Source organism: Micromonospora jinlongensis (assembly GCF_013410645.1).
In the GTDB taxonomy this organism is placed as follows: Bacteria; Actinomycetota; Actinomycetes; order Mycobacteriales; family Micromonosporaceae; genus Micromonospora; species Micromonospora zamorensis.
The window spans coordinates 3241979-3257648 of record NZ_JACCHK010000001.1 but is presented as its reverse complement, the minus strand read 5'-3'; the positions used below and the strand labels follow the sequence as shown (position 1 = coordinate 3257648).

15 protein-coding genes are annotated in these 15670 nt (G+C 72.0%); 7 read left to right on the top strand and 8 right to left on the bottom strand.

All coding sequences use genetic code 11. The features are described from left to right. Positions 1-15: 15 nt before the first annotated feature. On the top strand, positions 16-1401 hold the full coding sequence (locus tag HNR22_RS14185; RefSeq protein ID WP_179780781.1) for a chitinase: 1386 nt from the start codon (positions 16-18) through the stop codon (positions 1399-1401). Positions 1402-1452: 51 nt separating this feature from the next. Here HNR22_RS14185 and HNR22_RS14180 read toward each other — a convergent pair whose 3' ends face one another. Both HNR22_RS14180 and HNR22_RS14175 read right to left on the bottom strand, forming a co-directional pair. Then, positions 1453-2124, bottom strand: coding sequence for a DedA family protein (locus HNR22_RS14180; protein ID WP_179780780.1), 672 nt, complete (start codon positions 2122-2124; stop codon positions 1453-1455). 57 nt (positions 2125-2181) lie between these two features. Next, positions 2182-2808, bottom strand: coding sequence for a DUF1349 domain-containing protein (locus HNR22_RS14175; protein ID WP_179780779.1), 627 nt, complete (start codon positions 2806-2808; stop codon positions 2182-2184). A 57-nt stretch (positions 2809-2865) separates the two neighbouring features. On the opposite strand from HNR22_RS14175, the gene HNR22_RS14170 reads away from it, so the two are divergent. Both HNR22_RS14170 and fabG read left to right on the top strand, forming a co-directional pair. Further along, a complete protein-coding gene (locus HNR22_RS14170) occupies positions 2866-4518 on the top strand; it encodes an alpha-amylase family protein (RefSeq protein ID WP_179780778.1) in 1653 nt (550 codons plus the stop codon). A gap of 43 nt (positions 4519-4561) precedes the next feature. Further along, positions 4562-5320, top strand: a complete 759-nt coding sequence (gene fabG, locus HNR22_RS14165; protein WP_179780777.1) for a 3-oxoacyl-ACP reductase FabG — start codon at positions 4562-4564, stop codon at positions 5318-5320. A gap of 54 nt (positions 5321-5374) precedes the next feature. Here the strand turns inward: fabG and HNR22_RS14160 are convergent, their stop codons facing one another. Continuing rightward, the gene (locus tag HNR22_RS14160) at positions 5375-5791 is read right to left on the bottom strand and encodes a hypothetical protein (protein ID WP_179780776.1); all 417 of its coding nucleotides are present in this window, start codon (positions 5789-5791) and stop codon (positions 5375-5377) included. Continuing rightward, entirely contained in the window at positions 5784-6176 is a 393-nt protein-coding gene (locus HNR22_RS14155) for a hypothetical protein (protein ID WP_141910966.1), read from the bottom strand. The genes HNR22_RS14160 and HNR22_RS14155 overlap by 8 nt, the downstream gene beginning before the upstream one ends. Positions 6177-7131: 955 nt before the next feature. Between HNR22_RS14155 and HNR22_RS14150 the strand changes: the two genes are divergently transcribed. Then, complete coding sequence (locus tag HNR22_RS14150) at positions 7132-8034, top strand: Gfo/Idh/MocA family oxidoreductase (RefSeq protein ID WP_179780775.1); 903 nt, start codon at positions 7132-7134, stop codon at positions 8032-8034. Between the two features lie 29 nt (positions 8035-8063). Here HNR22_RS14150 and HNR22_RS14145 read toward each other — a convergent pair whose 3' ends face one another. Continuing rightward, positions 8064-8255, bottom strand: coding sequence for a DUF2795 domain-containing protein (locus HNR22_RS14145; protein WP_088949951.1), 192 nt, complete (start codon positions 8253-8255; stop codon positions 8064-8066). 129 nt (positions 8256-8384) lie between these two features. On the opposite strand from HNR22_RS14145, the gene HNR22_RS14140 reads away from it, so the two are divergent. Next, complete coding sequence (locus HNR22_RS14140; protein WP_179780774.1) at positions 8385-9641, top strand: erythromycin esterase family protein; 1257 nt, start codon at positions 8385-8387, stop codon at positions 9639-9641. A 99-nt stretch (positions 9642-9740) separates the two neighbouring features. Here the strand turns inward: HNR22_RS14140 and HNR22_RS14135 are convergent, their stop codons facing one another. From HNR22_RS14135 to HNR22_RS14125, 3 genes are all read right to left on the bottom strand, one after another. Beyond that, a complete protein-coding gene (locus HNR22_RS14135; protein WP_179780773.1) occupies positions 9741-11942 on the bottom strand; it encodes an MMPL family transporter in 2202 nt (733 codons plus the stop codon). Beyond that, complete coding sequence (locus tag HNR22_RS14130; RefSeq protein WP_179780772.1) at positions 11942-12529, bottom strand: TetR/AcrR family transcriptional regulator; 588 nt, start codon at positions 12527-12529, stop codon at positions 11942-11944. Before HNR22_RS14130 ends, HNR22_RS14135 begins: the two co-directional genes overlap by 1 nt. A 101-nt stretch (positions 12530-12630) precedes the next feature. After that, entirely contained in the window at positions 12631-13065 is a 435-nt protein-coding gene (locus tag HNR22_RS14125; RefSeq protein WP_246380835.1) for a winged helix-turn-helix transcriptional regulator, read from the bottom strand. 75 nt (positions 13066-13140) lie between these two features. Here HNR22_RS14125 and HNR22_RS14120 point away from each other — a divergent pair, with 75 nt between their 5' ends. Together HNR22_RS14120 and HNR22_RS14115 are read left to right on the top strand one after the other, a co-directional pair. Then, positions 13141-14625, top strand: a complete 1485-nt coding sequence (locus HNR22_RS14120) for an MFS transporter (RefSeq protein WP_218906400.1) — start codon at positions 13141-13143, stop codon at positions 14623-14625. A 31-nt stretch (positions 14626-14656) separates the two neighbouring features. Beyond that, the gene (locus tag HNR22_RS14115) at positions 14657-15616 is read left to right on the top strand and encodes a non-homologous end-joining DNA ligase LigD (RefSeq protein WP_179780770.1); all 960 of its coding nucleotides are present in this window, start codon (positions 14657-14659) and stop codon (positions 15614-15616) included. The last annotated feature ends 54 nt before the right edge of the window (positions 15617-15670 follow it).

Here is a 15670-nt window from a genome sequence, read left to right as displayed (position 1 = left end):
GGCGTGGAGGGTCGCATGAAACCAGCCAGATCCCTTGTCCTGTCCCTGGTCGCCGCACTCGCGGCGACGCTCGGCGCGGTCTGGGTGGCGCTGCCCGCGTTCGCCGCCGGAGCGACCGCCAGCTTCGTCAAGACCGCCGACTGGGGGGCCGGCTGGGAGGGGAGGTACACCATCACCAACGGCGGCAGCTCGACCATCAACGGCTGGAGCCTCGCCTTCGACCTGCCGTCCGGCACCACCCTCGGCAGCTACTGGGACGCGTTGCTCACCTCCGCCGGCCAGCGGCACACCTTCACCAACCGATCCTGGAACGGCAGCATCGCCCCGGGTGCCTCGGTCTCCTTCGGCTTCCTGGCCAGTGGCTCCGGCTCGCCGAGCGGTTGCCAGCTCAACGGCGCGGCCTGCGGCGGCGGCACCCCGCCCACCACGCCGCCGCCCACCACCCCACCGCCCACCACGCCGCCCCCGACGACCCCGCCGCCGACCGACCCGCCCACCGGTGACCTGCCGAAGCACCTGCTCACCGGTTACTGGCACAACTTCGACAACCCCGCCGTCGAGCTGCGGCTGCGCGACGTCCCCAACGAGTACGACCTGGTCGCGGTCGCCTTCGCCGAGGCCACCGCGACGCCCGGAGCGCTCACCTTCGGCATCGACCCCGGCCTGGCCGCCGCGCTCGGCGGCTACACCGACGCGGACTTCACCGCCGACGTGCGCACCCTGCACAGCCGGGGCAAGCGGGTGATCCTCTCGGTCGGCGGCGAGACCGGCCGGGTGACCGTCAACAACGCGGCCTCGGCCACCGCGTTCGCCGACACCGCCGCCGCGCTGATCGCCCGCTACGGCTTCGACGGGATCGACATCGACCTGGAGAACGGGCTCAACTCGACATACATGGCGCAGGCGCTGCGCGCGCTCCGGGCCAAGGTGGGGGCCAGCCTGATCATCGCGATGGCGCCGCAGACCATCGACATGCAGAACCCGGCCGGCGGCTACTTCAAGCTGGCGCTCGACATCAAGGACATCCTGACCGTCGTCAACACCCAGTTCTACAACTCCGGGGCGATGCTCGGCTGCGACCAGAACGCCGCCTACGGCCAGGGCACTGTGAACTTCATCGTCGCGCTGGCCTGCATCCAGTTGGAAGCCGGGCTGCGCCCCGACCAGGTCGGTCTCGGCCTGCCGGCGGGGCCGGGGGCGGCCGGTGGCGGCATCGTCGCGCCCAGCGTGGTCAACGCCGCCCTGGACTGCCTGACCCGGGGCACCAACTGCGGCAGCTTCCGGCCTCCGCGCACCTACCCCGGCATCCGTGGCGCGATGACCTGGTCGGTGAACTGGGACGTCAGCAACGGCAACGGCTTCGCCAACGCGGTGGGGCCGCACCTGGACACCCTGCCCTGACCATGCTCGTCGGCGTCCGGCCAGGACGCCGGCCCTAAGCGGGAACGCGAATCAGCGACCGGCGGTCACCGACCGCCGGTCGTCGCGCTCCCGGCGGCGGCGGACCTTGCGGATCACCCACATCACCACCATGACGACGAAGACCGCGACGATCGCGTAGTTGAACCAGTCGCTGTAGCGCTCGACGTTCTGCCAACGGCTCCCGAGCGCGTACCCGGCCCCGACGATGAGACCGTTCCACAGCCCGCTGCCGATGGTGGTGAGCAGAATGAACTCGCCCAGCGGCATCCGGTTGGCCCCGGCCGGCACGGAGACCAGGCTGCGGACCACCGGCACCACCCGGCCGATCAGCACAGCCCAGCGGCCGTGCCGTTCGAACCAACGGTCGGCCTTCTCCAGGTCGTCGCGGTCCACCAACGGGATGCGGTCCAACCAGCGCTTGAGCCGCTCCTCGCCCAGCGCCGCGCCGAGCCAGTAGAGCACCAGCGCACCGACCAGCGAGCCGACCGTCGCCGCCACCACCACGAGTACGACGTTGAACTGGCCCTCGTGGGCCAGGAAGCCAGCCATCGCCAGCACGATCTCGCTGGGGATCGGCGGGACGATGCTCTCCAACGCCACCAGCAGCGCCACGCCCACCGGGCCCATCGCCTCGATCACCGAGGCCACCCAACCGGTCAACCCGGTGAACTCGGACGGGTCGCCACTCTGGGCGTACGCCATGGTCGTCCTTCCGGTCGGCTTCAGGGGATCGGAGGGTCATACCCGGCAGGGCCCGCGCTACACCTGCGCTCCGTGCTCCGGGTGTAGCGCAGTGTCCGCCGGCCCCTGCCGCCACCCGGTGAACACCACGGTCAGGCCGGCGCGGGACGGCGCGCAGCAGAACGGCCCGGCCAGCGCCTCGGCCGCCGGGTCCAGCGGGGTGAGCCGGACCAGTCGCCACGGCTCCTCGTCGACCCGGGCGCGGACGGTCAGCGCGTCTCCGGCCCGGCTGACCCGCACTGTCACCTCCCGGCCCGCCCACTGCGGCACCGGCGCCACCGACCAGTCGGAGAACTCCCGGGTCACCACCGCGCCGAGCTGCGACTCGCCGTCGCTCATCTCGACGCCGGCCTTGGTCCACGTCCGTTCGTCGACGCGGACGAGCACACCGGCCTGGTCGAACTGCGCCGAGAAGTCGAGCCGGAAGCTCACCTCCATGGCCGCGCCGACGGGCAGCGGTGCCAGCAGGGCCGGGCCGTCGTCGTGGACGAAGCCGTAGCTGGTCTGCCGCCAGAAGTCGCTCTCCGCGGCCGGTTCGACGACCAGCTCACCGGCCGGGCCCTCCTCGACGCGTACCGGCGGGTGGAGCCAGCTGCCCGCGGACCACTCCAGCGGTTCGCTCGGCGGCACGAGGTCGTTTTCCATGACCGGCACGATAACCAAGGGTTTGCCGCGCTGATCGTTCGGAGATGTTCCTCCGGCATGGGTGACCGTTGGTATTCCGAAGCCGTCGTCTACTGCCTCGACATCGACACGTACGCCGACTCCGACGGCGACGGGGTCGGTGACATTCGTGGGCTGATCGGGAGGCTGGACTACCTGGCCCGTCTCGGCGTGACGTGCCTGTGGCTGCACCCGATCCACCCGTCGCCCAACCGTGACGACGGGTACGACGTCACCGACTTCTACAACGTGGACCCGCGCTTCGGCACCCTGGGCGACTTCGCCGAGCTGCTGCACCAGGCACAGAACCGCGGCATCCGCGTGATCATCGACCTGGTGGTCAACCACACCTCCGACGAGCACCCGTGGTTCCAGTCCGCCCGATCCTCGCCGGACTCGCCGTACCGGGACTGGTTCGTCTGGTCCGACACCGAGCCGGACGACCGGCACCAGGGCATGGTCTTCCCCGGCGAGCAGAAGGAGACCTGGAGCTACGACCGCACCGCCAAGGCCTGGTTCTACCACCGGTTCTACAAGTTCCAGCCGGACCTCAACTTCGCCAACCCGGAGGTCCGGGCCGAGGTCAAGAAGATCATGTCGTTCTGGCTCCAGCTCGGTGTCTCCGGCTTCCGGATGGACGCGGTGCCGTTCATCATCGAGCTGACCGAGCCGGGCAACCCGAACTCCCCGAAGGACTTCGAGTTCCTCACCGAGATGCGCCAGCACGTGCAGTGGCGCCGCGGCGACGCCGTCCTGCTGGCCGAGGCGAACGTCGAGCCCGACGAGCTGCCGACGTTCTTCGGCGACGGCAGCGGCTCCGGCAACCGGATCCACATGCTCTTCGACTTCATGCTCAACGGTCGGCTCATGCTCGCCCTCGCCCGGCAGGACCCGGAGCCGCTGATCGACGCGTTGCACGACACCCCGAAGCTGCCGGTCGGCGGGCAGTGGGCCACCTTCCTGCGCAACCACGACGAGATCGACCTGTCCCGGCTGACCACCGAACAGCGCAACCAGGTGTACGAGCAGTTCGGCCCGGACGAGAACATGCGCATCTACGACCGGGGCATCCGTCGCCGGCTCGCCCCGATGCTCGGCAACGACCGTCGTCGCCTCGAACTGGCGTACGCCCTCCAGTTCTCGATGCGCGGCACGCCGGTGCTGCGCTACGGCGAGGAGATCGGGATGGGCGAGGACCTGTCGCTGCCCGGCCGGGAGGCGATCCGTACCCCGATGCAGTGGTCGTTCCAGCCGAACGCCGGCTTCTCCACGGCGGACCCGGAGAAGCTGGTCCGCCCGGTGATCGACAAGGGTGAGTTCGGCTACCAGAACGTCAACGTCACCGCCCAGCGGAGCGACGCCAAGTCGCTGCTCGCCTGGTTCGAGCGCATGATCCGTACGCTGCGTGAGGCTCCGGAGATCGGCTCCGGCTCGACCACCCACATCGACGTGGCGATGCCGGCCGGAGTGCTCGCGCACCGGGCGGACGGGCCGACCGGGACCATGGTCTTCGTGCACAACCTCGGCACCGACGACGTCGAGGTGGACCTGAGCAGCCTGGAGCCGGAGGCCGACCTCCCGATCGACGTGCTCACCGACCGCGGTTACGGCGAGCTGGGCAAGCTCGGCGCGGTGAAGGTCTCCGGGTACGGATACCGGTGGATTCGCCTATGCCGAGGGTCCGCCTGTTGACGTTAAGCTCCTCCGATCGACCGCACGTTACTGGGAGGTAATCATGTCGGAGGAGCCCCGCGTCGCCATCGTCACCGGAGCCGCACGCGGTATCGGTGCGGCCACCGCCCGGCGGCTGGCCGCCGACGGGATGGCCGTCGCCGTGGTCGACATCGAGGAGTCAGCCACCAAGGAGACGGTGGACGCCATCGCCGCCGACGGTGGCCGGGCGCTCGGTGTGGGCGCCGACGTCTCCGACCGCGATCAGGTCGAGGCGGCGGTGGCCCGTGTCGCCGCCGAGCTGGGCGCGCCCACCGTCCTGGTCAACAACGCCGGCGTGCTGCGCGACAACCTGCTGTTCAAGATGACCAACGCCGACTGGGACACGGTGATGGGCGTGCACCTGCGCGGTGCGTTCCTGTTCAGCCAGGCCGCGCAGAAGCACATGGTGGACCGCAAGTGGGGTCGGATCGTCAACCTCTCCAGCACCTCCGCGCTGGGCAACCGGGGCCAGGCGAACTACGCCGCCGCCAAGGCCGGCCTCCAGGGCTTCACCAAGACGCTCGCCATCGAGCTGGGGCCGTTCGGGGTGACCGTCAACGCGGTCGCGCCCGGCTTCATCGTCACCGACATGACCGCTGCCACCGCCGCCCGGATGAAGGTCGACTTCGAGGACTTCAAGAAGCACGCGGCAGCCGAGATCCCGGTGCGTCGCCCAGGGTTCCCGGAGGACGTCGCGCACACCATCTCGTTCCTGGCGAGCGAGGGTGCCGGTTTCGTCTCCGGCCAGGTCATCTACGTCGCCGGCGGCCCACGGGACTGACCCGTCCTCCCGACGAGGGCGTTCCTTCGCGCAGGGGACGCCCTCGTCGCCGGGTCAGGCGGGGTCGCGGCGGGTGCGCCAGAGCCAGATCAGGCCGAGCACCGGCAGCACCAGCGGGATGTAGCCGTACCCGCTGCCGAACTGCGACCAGACCGTCTCGTCCGGGAAGAGATCCCTGTCGACCAGGCTGAGGATGCCGACCGCGACCACCCCGACCAGTTCCACCGAACAGCACGCCAGCGCGACCCGCCGCCCGGTGTGCCCGGAACGGGCGAGCCCCACCGCGGCCACGATGTAGATGAGCGCGGCCAGCGCGGACAACAGGTACGCCACCGGGGCCTCGTCGAACTTGGTGGCGATCTGGAGGCCGGCCCGACTGGTCGCCGCGATGGCGAAGAGCAGGTAGACCGCGATCAGCAGCCGACCAGGCCCGGTGTTCGTGCGACGCCGGAGCGGTTGTGTCTCAACCACCGAGCACCTCCCAGGTCTGCTGCAACCGGACCACCACCACCGGGGTCACCAGGCAGACCGCGCACACGATCGCCGACCCCCATCGGGTCGGCTCCATGCGGGCCAGCACCCACGCCAGCGGCGGCAGGCAGACCAGCGTGACCAGGTAACCGAAGAAGGCACCGGGCTCGCCGGGCCGATCCCCGCCGCCGACCGCGACGAGCGCCAGCACGCCCAAGACGAGCAAAGCCACTTCGAGTACGGCCAGACCGACGAACTGCGCCCGGTCCGGCGGCCGTTGGCGAACCGCCCCCACCAGCGCCCACGCCGCGACGAGCAGCGACAGCACGATCGACACGGTCGCGACGATCCCGTCCACCGGTGAGTCGGCGCTCACGCTGGTCACCGGACCCGCCCGGTCGTTGCCTCGGTCACCGGCACAGCCTACTAACCGTCGTAGTAACGGGATGACCCTGCCTCGCCACCGCCGGACGCGGGCGGCCGGCAGGGTGTCCGCCGCTCGCTGTAGACCTGCCCCGTAAGTGGGGCGAGGCGCGGTCGGGCGTGGTGGTCGGGGGTCACCCGCGGGGGGCGAGGCGGGGTCGGGCGTGGTGGTCGGGGGTGACCCCGCGCGGGGGCGAGGCGGGGTCGGGCGTGGTGGTCGGGGGTCACCCCGCGCGCGGGGCGAGGTGGGGTCGGGCGTGGTGGTCGGGGGTGACCCCGCGCGGGGGGCGAGGTGGGGTCGGGCGTGGTGGTCGGGGGTCACCCGGCGCGGGGGCGAGGTGGGGTCGGGCGTGGTGGTCGGGGGTCACCCCGCGCGCGGGGCGAGGCGGGGTCGGCCTTGGTGGTCGGCTCGTTCACCCCCGCGCGCGGGGCGCGGGGGATTCCCATGATCGACTCGGTTTTCTGTAAAGCGGGGTGTCACGGGCTCCGGATGGCCCGGAATCAAAGAAGCCGAGTCGATCACGCGTGCGGCGGCCCCGTCCCGATGTCCCGCCCAGGACCAGGCCCAGGCTCCGCCCCACGGGTGGGGCAGCTCGACAGGCACCGACCGGGCCCCGGCACCGACCGGGCCCCGGCGCCGACCGGGCCCCGGCGCCGACCGGGCCCCGGCCCCGACCGGGCCCCGGCACCGACGCGACCCCGGCACCGACGGGACCCCGGCACCGACGGGACCCCGGCACCGACCGGACCCTGGTCACGCCCGGACCCCCGGTCACGCCGGGACCCCGACCAGGCATGGTGGCACCGGACGTGAGCTGGTCCGGTTGGTCGACCCGCCGCCGATGCCCCTGGTGGGGCGACTAGCGTGGATCGCGTCCGTGGCGTTGCCGCGGGGTGGGGAAACAGCGGAGGTACACGTGCTGCGGTTCGGTTTGTTCGGCACCGGTCACTGGGCGATCGAGACGCACGGGAAGGCGTTGCACGCACACCCGGACGCGGAGTTGGTCGGAGTGTGGGGGCGTAACCCGGAGCGGGCCTCCGCGCTGGCCGAGCGGTACGGGGTGCCGGCCTACGCCGACGTCGACGCCCTGATCGAGCAGTGCGAGGCGGTCGCCGTCGCGCTGCCGCCGGACGTCCAGGCCGATATCGCGGTCCGGGCCGCCTCCGCCGGACGGCACCTGCTGCTGGACAAGCCGCTGGCGCTCAGCGTGGCCGACGCCGACCGGGTGGTCGCCGCCGCCGAGGAGTCCGGGGTCGCCTCGGTCGTCTTCTTCACCCAGCGGTTCCAGCCGAACGTGACGGCGTTCCTCGCCGCCACCGCTGCCGCCGGGGGGTGGCAGCACGGCCGGACCACCGCCTTCGCCTCGATCTTCCAGGAGGGCAGCCCGTACGGCGGCTCGTTGTGGCGCCGGGAGCACGGCGCGCTCTGGGACATCGCCCCGCACGCGCTCTCCATCCTCCTGCCCGTGCTGGGCCGGGTGACCCAGGTGGCGGCGATGGACGGGCCGAGCGGCATGGTGCACCTGCTGCTCACCCACGAGGGCGGTGCCACCAGCAGCGCCTCGCTCTCCCTGGATGCCCCGACCGAGTCGATGGCCCGGGAGTTCGTGTTCTACGGCGAGAACGGCATCGAGAACGTCCCGTTCGGCGAGAACGACGCCGCGACGGCGTTCGGCGTCGCGATCGACCAACTGGTCGAGCAGGTGCAGGCCGGCACCCGCGACCACCGCTGCGACGTCCGCTTCGGCCGTGAGGTCGTCGGCATCCTCGCCGCCGCCGAAACCGCCCGCGCCGAATCCCGCACCGTCGCCCTTCCGTAACCCCGAGGGTCGAGGCGCTGGAGGACAGCTCAGGAGAGGGTGGTCAGCGCGGCGCTCAGCTCGTCCGGTGAATCGAACTGATCCGCTGGCAACGCCTGCAACATCTGCAACATCGCCGTGCTGGCCCCGTTCTCCTGGCCCCAGCGGACCAGATCCTCCCGGGAGACCGGGTAGTCGAGCCCGGCCAGGTACTCCTGCAACTGAACGCCGGTGACGGTCATGTCGGCCGGCTACCCGCTCGCGGTGGCCGTACACCGGCTCGGTCGGCACCCCCCGGCGGCCCGGCGGCCGGCGTGTCGGCCCGCGGCGCGCCGACGGTTTGCCGCAGCGGCGGCCGGGTAGCCGCTGGCATGCTGGTTCAGCGGCTCGGCGCGCCGAGCGACTTCGACCCGTTGCTGGAGCGCGTTCGCGACGCCCGGGTGGTGATGATCGGAGAGTCCACCCACGGCAGTTACGACTACTACCGGTTGCGTGAGCAGCTCACCCGCCGGTTGATCGCGGAGTGCGGGTTTTCCTTCGTAGCCGTGGAAGGTGACTGGCCGGACTGCGATCGGGTGCACCGCTCGGTGACGGCAGCGCCGGGTGGCGCACTCGAACCGCAGTTCGCCCTGGAGCAGTTCGAGCGGTGGCCGACCTGGATGTGGGCCAACGCCGAGGTGGCCCGATTCGCCAGTTGGCTGCGGGCCTGGAACGTGGAGCGGCCGGAGGATGAACGGGCCGGGTTCCACGGGCTCGACGTGTACAGCCTCTGGGAGTCGATGCAGGCGATCTTCGACTACCTGGGGGAGGAGGACCCGACGTCGCTGGAGGCGGCGCAGGACGCCTACCGCTGCTTCGAGCCGTACGGCAAGAGGGTCGAGGAGTACGGCGCGGCCAGCAGGTTCGTCTCCGCCCGTTGCGAGGAGGAGGTGGTCCGCCTGCTCGCCCGCACCCGCGAACACGCCCTCTCCGACGGTCCGGATCGCTTCTCGGCCTGGCAGAACGCGGAGGTGGTGGCCGGCGCGGAGCGGTACTACCGCGCGATGGTGGCCGGCGGGCCGGACTCGTGGAACATCCGCGACACCCACATGCAGGACACTCTGGACCGGCTGCTGGAGCGGTACGGGCCGGACGCCCGGGGGATCGTCTGGGCCCACAACACGCACGTCGGGGATGCCCGGGCCACCGACATGGCCGCCGACGGGATGGTCAACATCGGTCAGTTGGCCCGGGAGCGGCACGGCGACGACGCGGTGGCCCTGATCGGCTTCGGTAGCTATCGGGGCACGGTGATCGCCGCTCCCCGCTGGGGCTCGCCCGCCGAGGCGATGGTGGTGCCTCCGGCGCGGGAAGGATCGGTCGAGCGGCGGTTGCACGAGCTGATGCCGGAGCGGGCGGTCCTGATCTTCGGCGGCGACGACCAGCCGGGCTGGGTCACCGAGACCGTCGACCACCGGGCGATCGGGGTCGTCTACGACCCGTCCTTCGAGTCCTGGGGCAACTACGTGCCGACGCGACTCGGAGACCGTTACGACGCCTTCGTCTGGTGCGACGAGACGACGGCCCTGCACCCGCTGCCGGTCCCGGCCGCCCCCGGCGAGATGGAAACCTACCCGGCCGGGGTCTGACCCGACCCGGTGGCGCCGATCATGGAGTTGTGGTGCCGGACCAACGCCCCGGACCGGGGCACGGCGGACACCACAACTCCATGATCGACCGAGCGGGCCTCAGACCCGCGTGGGGGTCCGGTCCTCCAGGTGCTCGCGCAGGCCCTCGCCCTCGATGTCCACGTTGGGCAGGGCGCGGTTGAGCCAGCGGGGGAGCCACCAGGCGCGGTCGCCGAGCAGGGACATCACCGCCGGCACGATGGTCATCCGGACCACGAACGCGTCGATGGCCACGCCGATGGCGAGCGCGAAGCCCATCGACTTGATGATCGGGTCTTCGAGGAACACGAAGCCGCCGAAGACGGACATCATGATCAGAGCGGCGGCGGTGACCACCCGGGCACCGTGGCCCATGCCGCTGATCGTGGCCTCGCGCGCGGTGTCGCCGTGCACGAAGTCCTCCCGCATCCGGGAGACCAGGAACACCTCGTAGTCCATGGCCAGCCCGAACAGGATGCCGATCAGCAGGATGGGCAGGAAGCTGACCAGCGGGGCCGGGGTGTCCAGGCCGACCAGGTTGGCGAGGTGACCCTGCTGGAAGATCGCCACCGTGATGCCGAACGTGGCGGCCACGGTGAGCAGGAAGCCCAGCGCCGCCTTGAGCGGCACCAGCAGCGAGCGGAACACCAGCATCAGCAGCAGCACCGAGAGCCCGACGACCAGCAGCAGGTAGATCGGCAGCGCGTCGGAGAGCTTCTCCGAGACGTCGATCCCGATCGCGGTGGCGCCGGTGAGCAGCACCTCGACGCCCTGGACCCCGCCGACCGCGTCGCGGACGTCGTGCACCAGGGTCTCGGTGGCCTCGTCGGTCGGGCCGGTCTTCGGCACCACGCCGAGCAGCGCGGTCCGACCGTCCGGGCTCAGCTGCGGCGGTGCCACCGCGAGGACGTTCTCGGTGCGCTGGATCATCGCGGTCACCTGCGGCACTGCGGCCGCGGTCGCCTGCGCGTCGTCGCCCGCCACGACCACCGCGAGCCGGCCGGTGAAGCCTGGACCGAAGCCCTCGGTGGTCAGGTCGCTCGCCACCCGGGCCGGTGAGCCCACCGTCGCCGTGCTGGCGTCCGGCAGGGCCAGCCGCATGTCCGGCGTGGGCAGCGCGAGCAGGCCCAGGCCGAGCAGCGAGACCAGGATGACCGGCACCCGGAAGCGGATGACGAACCGCGCCCAGCGGAAGCCGAACCCGGAGCGGTCCTCGGCCGGCAACGTCTCTTCGCCCACCGGCTCGCCCGGTGCGGCGGCGTCGACCGTGGAACGCAGCCGGCGCGGCAGCACCCGGTTGCCGGCGAAGCCGAGCAGTGCGGGCTGGAGGGTGATCGCCACGAGCACGGCGATGGTGACGGTGCCGGCGGCGGCGAGACCCATCACGGTGAGGAACGGGATGTTCACCACGGCCAGGCCGGCGAGGGCGATGACCACTGTGGCGCCCGCGAAGACCACGGCGGAACCGGCGGTGCCCACCGCGCGGCCGACCGCCTCCTCCGGGGACAGGCCTTCGAGCAGGTTCTGTCGGTGCCGGGAGGTGATGAACAACGAGTAGTCGATGCCGACGGCGAGGCCGAGCATCAGCGCCAGGATCGGTGCGGTGCTGGTCAACTCGATGACGCCGCTCAGCGCGAACAGACCGGCCATGCCGACGCCCACGCCGATCAGCGCGTTGAGCATGGTCATGCCAGCGGCGACCAGTGAACCGAACGTGATGATCAGGACGATCGCGGCGACCAGTACGCCGAGCGCCTCGGTGGAGCCGATCTCCGGCTCACCACCCAGCACCTCGCCGCCCGGGGCGACCTGCCAACCCTTCGCCTCGACGGCGGCGCCGACCTCCTCGTACGCGGTGCGCTGCTCGTCGGTCACCTCGTCGCCGCCGGTGGCGAACTGGACCTGGACCAGCGCGTACCGGCCGTTGGGCGAGACCGCGCCGACCTGGAACGGGTTGACTGCGCCGACCACGCCGGGCAGTGTCGAGGCCTCCTGGACCAGCTCCTGCACCACGGCCTGCCCCTCGGGGGTGGCCAGTTGACCGTCGGCCGGCGCCTTGACCGCGATGGTGCCGGTGGCGCCGCTGGCCGCGGGAAACTGCTCGCTGAGCAGGTCGAGCGCGCGCTGGCTCTCGGTGCCGGGCATGGTGAAGTTGCTCGCCGTCGGGCCGCGCAGGGTCGCCGCGGCCAGGCCGGCGATGACGAGTACGACGAGCCAGAGCGCGACGACGAGCCGTCGCCGGCGCAACGCGCCCCGGCCGAGCCGGTAGAGCAGGGTGGCCATCAGGAGTCCTTGTCCTCGGTCGTGGGTTGTTGGGGCAGGGGTGCGTCGACGGGTTCGACGGCCCGCCGGACGAGGGTGAGCAGGGCGGAGCGCAGGTCGTCGTCGGTGATGTCGGCGAACTCGCCGCACGCCTCGGAGATCCCGGCGAGCAGCACCAGCGCGGCGATCCGCGCACCGGGCCGTTCGGAGTGCCCGGCCAACGCGTCCCGCAGCCGGTCGGAGATCTGCTGGATGTGCGCGAAGGCCGGCTGGCACAGCAGCTCCGGGAACTCGCCGCGCAGCACGGCGATCTCCCGCCGGAACCGGACCGCGAGGTCGACGAAGCCCTGTGCGGCGACCTCCTGCGCGGCCGCTCCGGTCAGGCCGGTGAGGCGGTCGTCGAGGTCCCGCAGTACGCCGATCGCCGGAGCCATCAGCTCGGCGAGCAGGGCTTCCTTGTTGGCGAAGTGGTAGAGCACGGTGGCCTTGGAGCAGCCGACCTCACGGGCGATGTCCTGCAGGGAGGTGCCCCGGTAGCCGGTCACCGTGAACTGCCGAGCCGCCGCAGCGAGAATCTCACCGTGCGTGTCGGACACCGCTCTGACCATGGTCGGTCCACCTCCCGCAAACCAGCATGCCTGACCGATCGGTCAGACCCTGACCGATCGGTCAGAGGGAAGCGGTGGCGTTCACCACACGACGGTCGGGTTTATCCGCCGTGCTCGGTGTCGTACCTGGTCCGCGCCTCGGCGATGGCCCGGCGGTGCCGCTCGGCCCAGCTCGTGAGTGCCACCAGCGACTCGTAGAGCTCCAACGCCATCGGGGTCGCCGTGTACTCGACCTTGGGCGGGACGGTCGGATAGACAGTGCGGTGCAGCAGGCCGTCCCGTTCGAGGTTGCGCAGCGTGAGCGTGAGCATCCGCCGACTGATCCCCTCGACGTTCCGCTCCAGCTCGGTGAAGCGCACCGGCCCGTGCGAGGCGGCCACCAGGATGCCGATGCTCCACTTGCCGCCGACCCGGTCGAGCACCTCGCGGACGGTGCACGCCCGGGCCTGACCCGGGGTGAACGGCACGTTCTCGGCCGCGCAGGTCAGCTCGGCCTCGACCAGCGCGGACACATCGCTGTTCCTCTGGGACATCAAAGTGCCTCCTTCCGCTCCGGTTCATGGTCACAGACGATGACCTCGGTAACAAACCGTGCACCAAGGAGGGGTTCCATGGACCGTGTCGTCCCGTCCCGCTGGCCAGCGCTGCTGGTGCTCTGCGCCGGCAGCCTGATGATCATCCTGGACGGCAGCGTGGTCGCTGTGGCACTGCCCGCCGTGCAACGCGACCTGGGCTTCACCGCCGCCGGCCTGGCGTGGGTGGTCAACGCCTACCTGGTCGCGTTCGGCGGTCTGCTGCTGCTCGCCGGCCGCCTCGGCGACCTGCTCGGCCGGCGGCGGGTCTTCCTGGCCGGCATCACGCTGTTCACAGTGGCCTCGCTGGCCTGCGCGGTCGCGACCGGGCCGGCGCTGCTGGTCGCCGCGCGCTTCGGGCAGGGCGTCGGCGGCGCGCTCGCCATGGCTGTCAGCCTCGGCATGATCGTCCGGCTCTACCCCGAGGCGGCCGAGCGGGCCCGTGCGATCGCAGTGTTCAGCTTCACCGGGGCGGCCGGCGCGTCGGTCGGCACGGTCGCCGGTGGGGTGCTCACCGAGGCTGCCGGCTGGCGGTCGATCTTCCTGGTCAACCTGCCGATCGGGGCGGCCATCCTGCTCGCCGCCGTCCGCCGGCTCCCCGCCGAACGGGGCATCGGCCTGCGGTCCGGCCTGGACGTGCCCGGCGCGCTGCTTGCCACCGCCGGACTCATGGTCGCCGTGCTGGGCATCGTGGGCACCGCCGAGCACGGCTGGACCAGCCCACGCACCCTCGGTACGGCGGTGCTCGCGGTGCTGCTGCTCGGTGGGTTCGCCGTACGTCAGCGGGTGGCGACCGTCCCGCTGCTGCCGGCCCGGGTGCTGCGCGTACCGGGCCTGGTCGCGGCGAACACTGTGCAGTTCCTCATGGTCGCCGCGTACTTCGGCTTCCAGTTCCTGCTCGCCGTGGAGCTGCAACTGGTGCTCGGGCTGGACGCGTCGGCCACCGGCTGGGCGTTCCTGCCCACCCCGGTGGTGATCGCGGTGGTGTCGCTCGGCTTCGCCGGTCGGCTGATCGCCCGCTGGGGTGCCCGGAGCGTGCTCCTGGCCGGGCTCGGCCTGGCGACCGTCGGGTTCCTGCTGCTCGCCCGGCTGCCCGCCGACGGCGGCTACACCGCGGACGTACTCCCCGCCATGCTCGTCTTCGGGGTGGCCGGCGGCCTGACGCTGCCGGCGGTCACCACCCTCGCGATGGCCGGCGCGACCGATACGGACGCCGGGCTCGCCTCCGGCCTCGCCAACACCACCCAGCAGGTCGGCGGCGCGGTCGGCCTGGCCGTGCTGGCCACCCTGGCCGCCGCTCGCAGCGACGCTCTGCGGGCTTCCGGCTGGGCCGAGGCGGCAGCGCTCGCCGGCGGCTACCGGACCGCGTTCGCCGTGGCCGCCGGTCTGGTGGTCGCCGCGCTGCTGGTCGCGGTGACGACACTGCCCCGACACCCGGCCGGCGCCGCGCCCCACGCCGGTCCGTCGGACCCGGTCGGCGCAGGGGCCGGAAACGATCCGCACCGAAGCGCCGCGTCCGGTTGACCGACGGCACTCAGGCCGGGAGGGTGGTCGGGTGAGCGAGGCTGACGAGACCCGGGACGGCGTGGCCCTGACCAACCTGGACCAGCCGTTGTCCGACCGCGACGACGCGACGAAGCGTGATCTGGTCGACTACCTCGACGCGGTCCACGACCCGATCCTCGCGCAACTGCGGGGCCGCCCGCTGTCGGTGATCAGGGTCCGCCCCGGCCAGCCACCGTTCATGCAGAAGAACCTGCCCCGCTACACGCCGGACTGGGTCCGCCGGGTGCCGGTCTGGGCGGAGGCGTCGCACCGCGAGATCTCGTACGCCCTCTGCGACGACCGCCGTACCCTGCTCTGGTTCGCCAACCAGCGGGCGGTGGAGTACCACCCGACGCTGGCCACCGCGGCGGACCCGCACCGCCCGACCCACCTGGTGCTCGACCTGGACCCGCCGGAGGGCGACGGGTTCCGCGCGGCGGTCGCCGCCGCTCTGCTGGTCCGCCAGGCGCTCGCCGACTCCGGCCTCGCCGGCGCCGTCAAGACCAGCGGGGCCAAGGGCGTGCACGTGTTCGTCCCGGTGGCCGACGAACCCACGGCGGAGGAGTTGGCCGCCGCCACCCGGGCGCTCGCCGTCCGCGCCGAGCGGCTCGACCCGGCGCTGGCGACGACGGCGTACATCAAGGAGGACCGGGGTGGCCGCGTCTTCGTGGACGCCACCCGCGCGGGCGGGGCCACCGTGGCCGCCGCGTACAGCCCTCGACTGCGCCCCGGGATGCCGGTCTCCTTCCCGGTCGACTGGGCCGACCTGACCGAGGTGACCTCCGCCGACTTCACCATCCGGACGGTGCCGTCGCTGGTCGCCGACGGCGATCCCTGGGCCGCGCTGATGCCGGCCCCGCAGCCGCTCCCCGCAGACCTGGTCGCCGAGGGCCGGACCATCCCGGTCGCCCGGGTGCAGGCCATGCACGAGGGGAAGCGCCGGGCCCGTGCCCGCCGGGAGGCCGGCTGACCAGGTTCGTCGGCCCTCGCTCGCGCCCGGCGGCCGGCTGATTGTCGGTGGGTT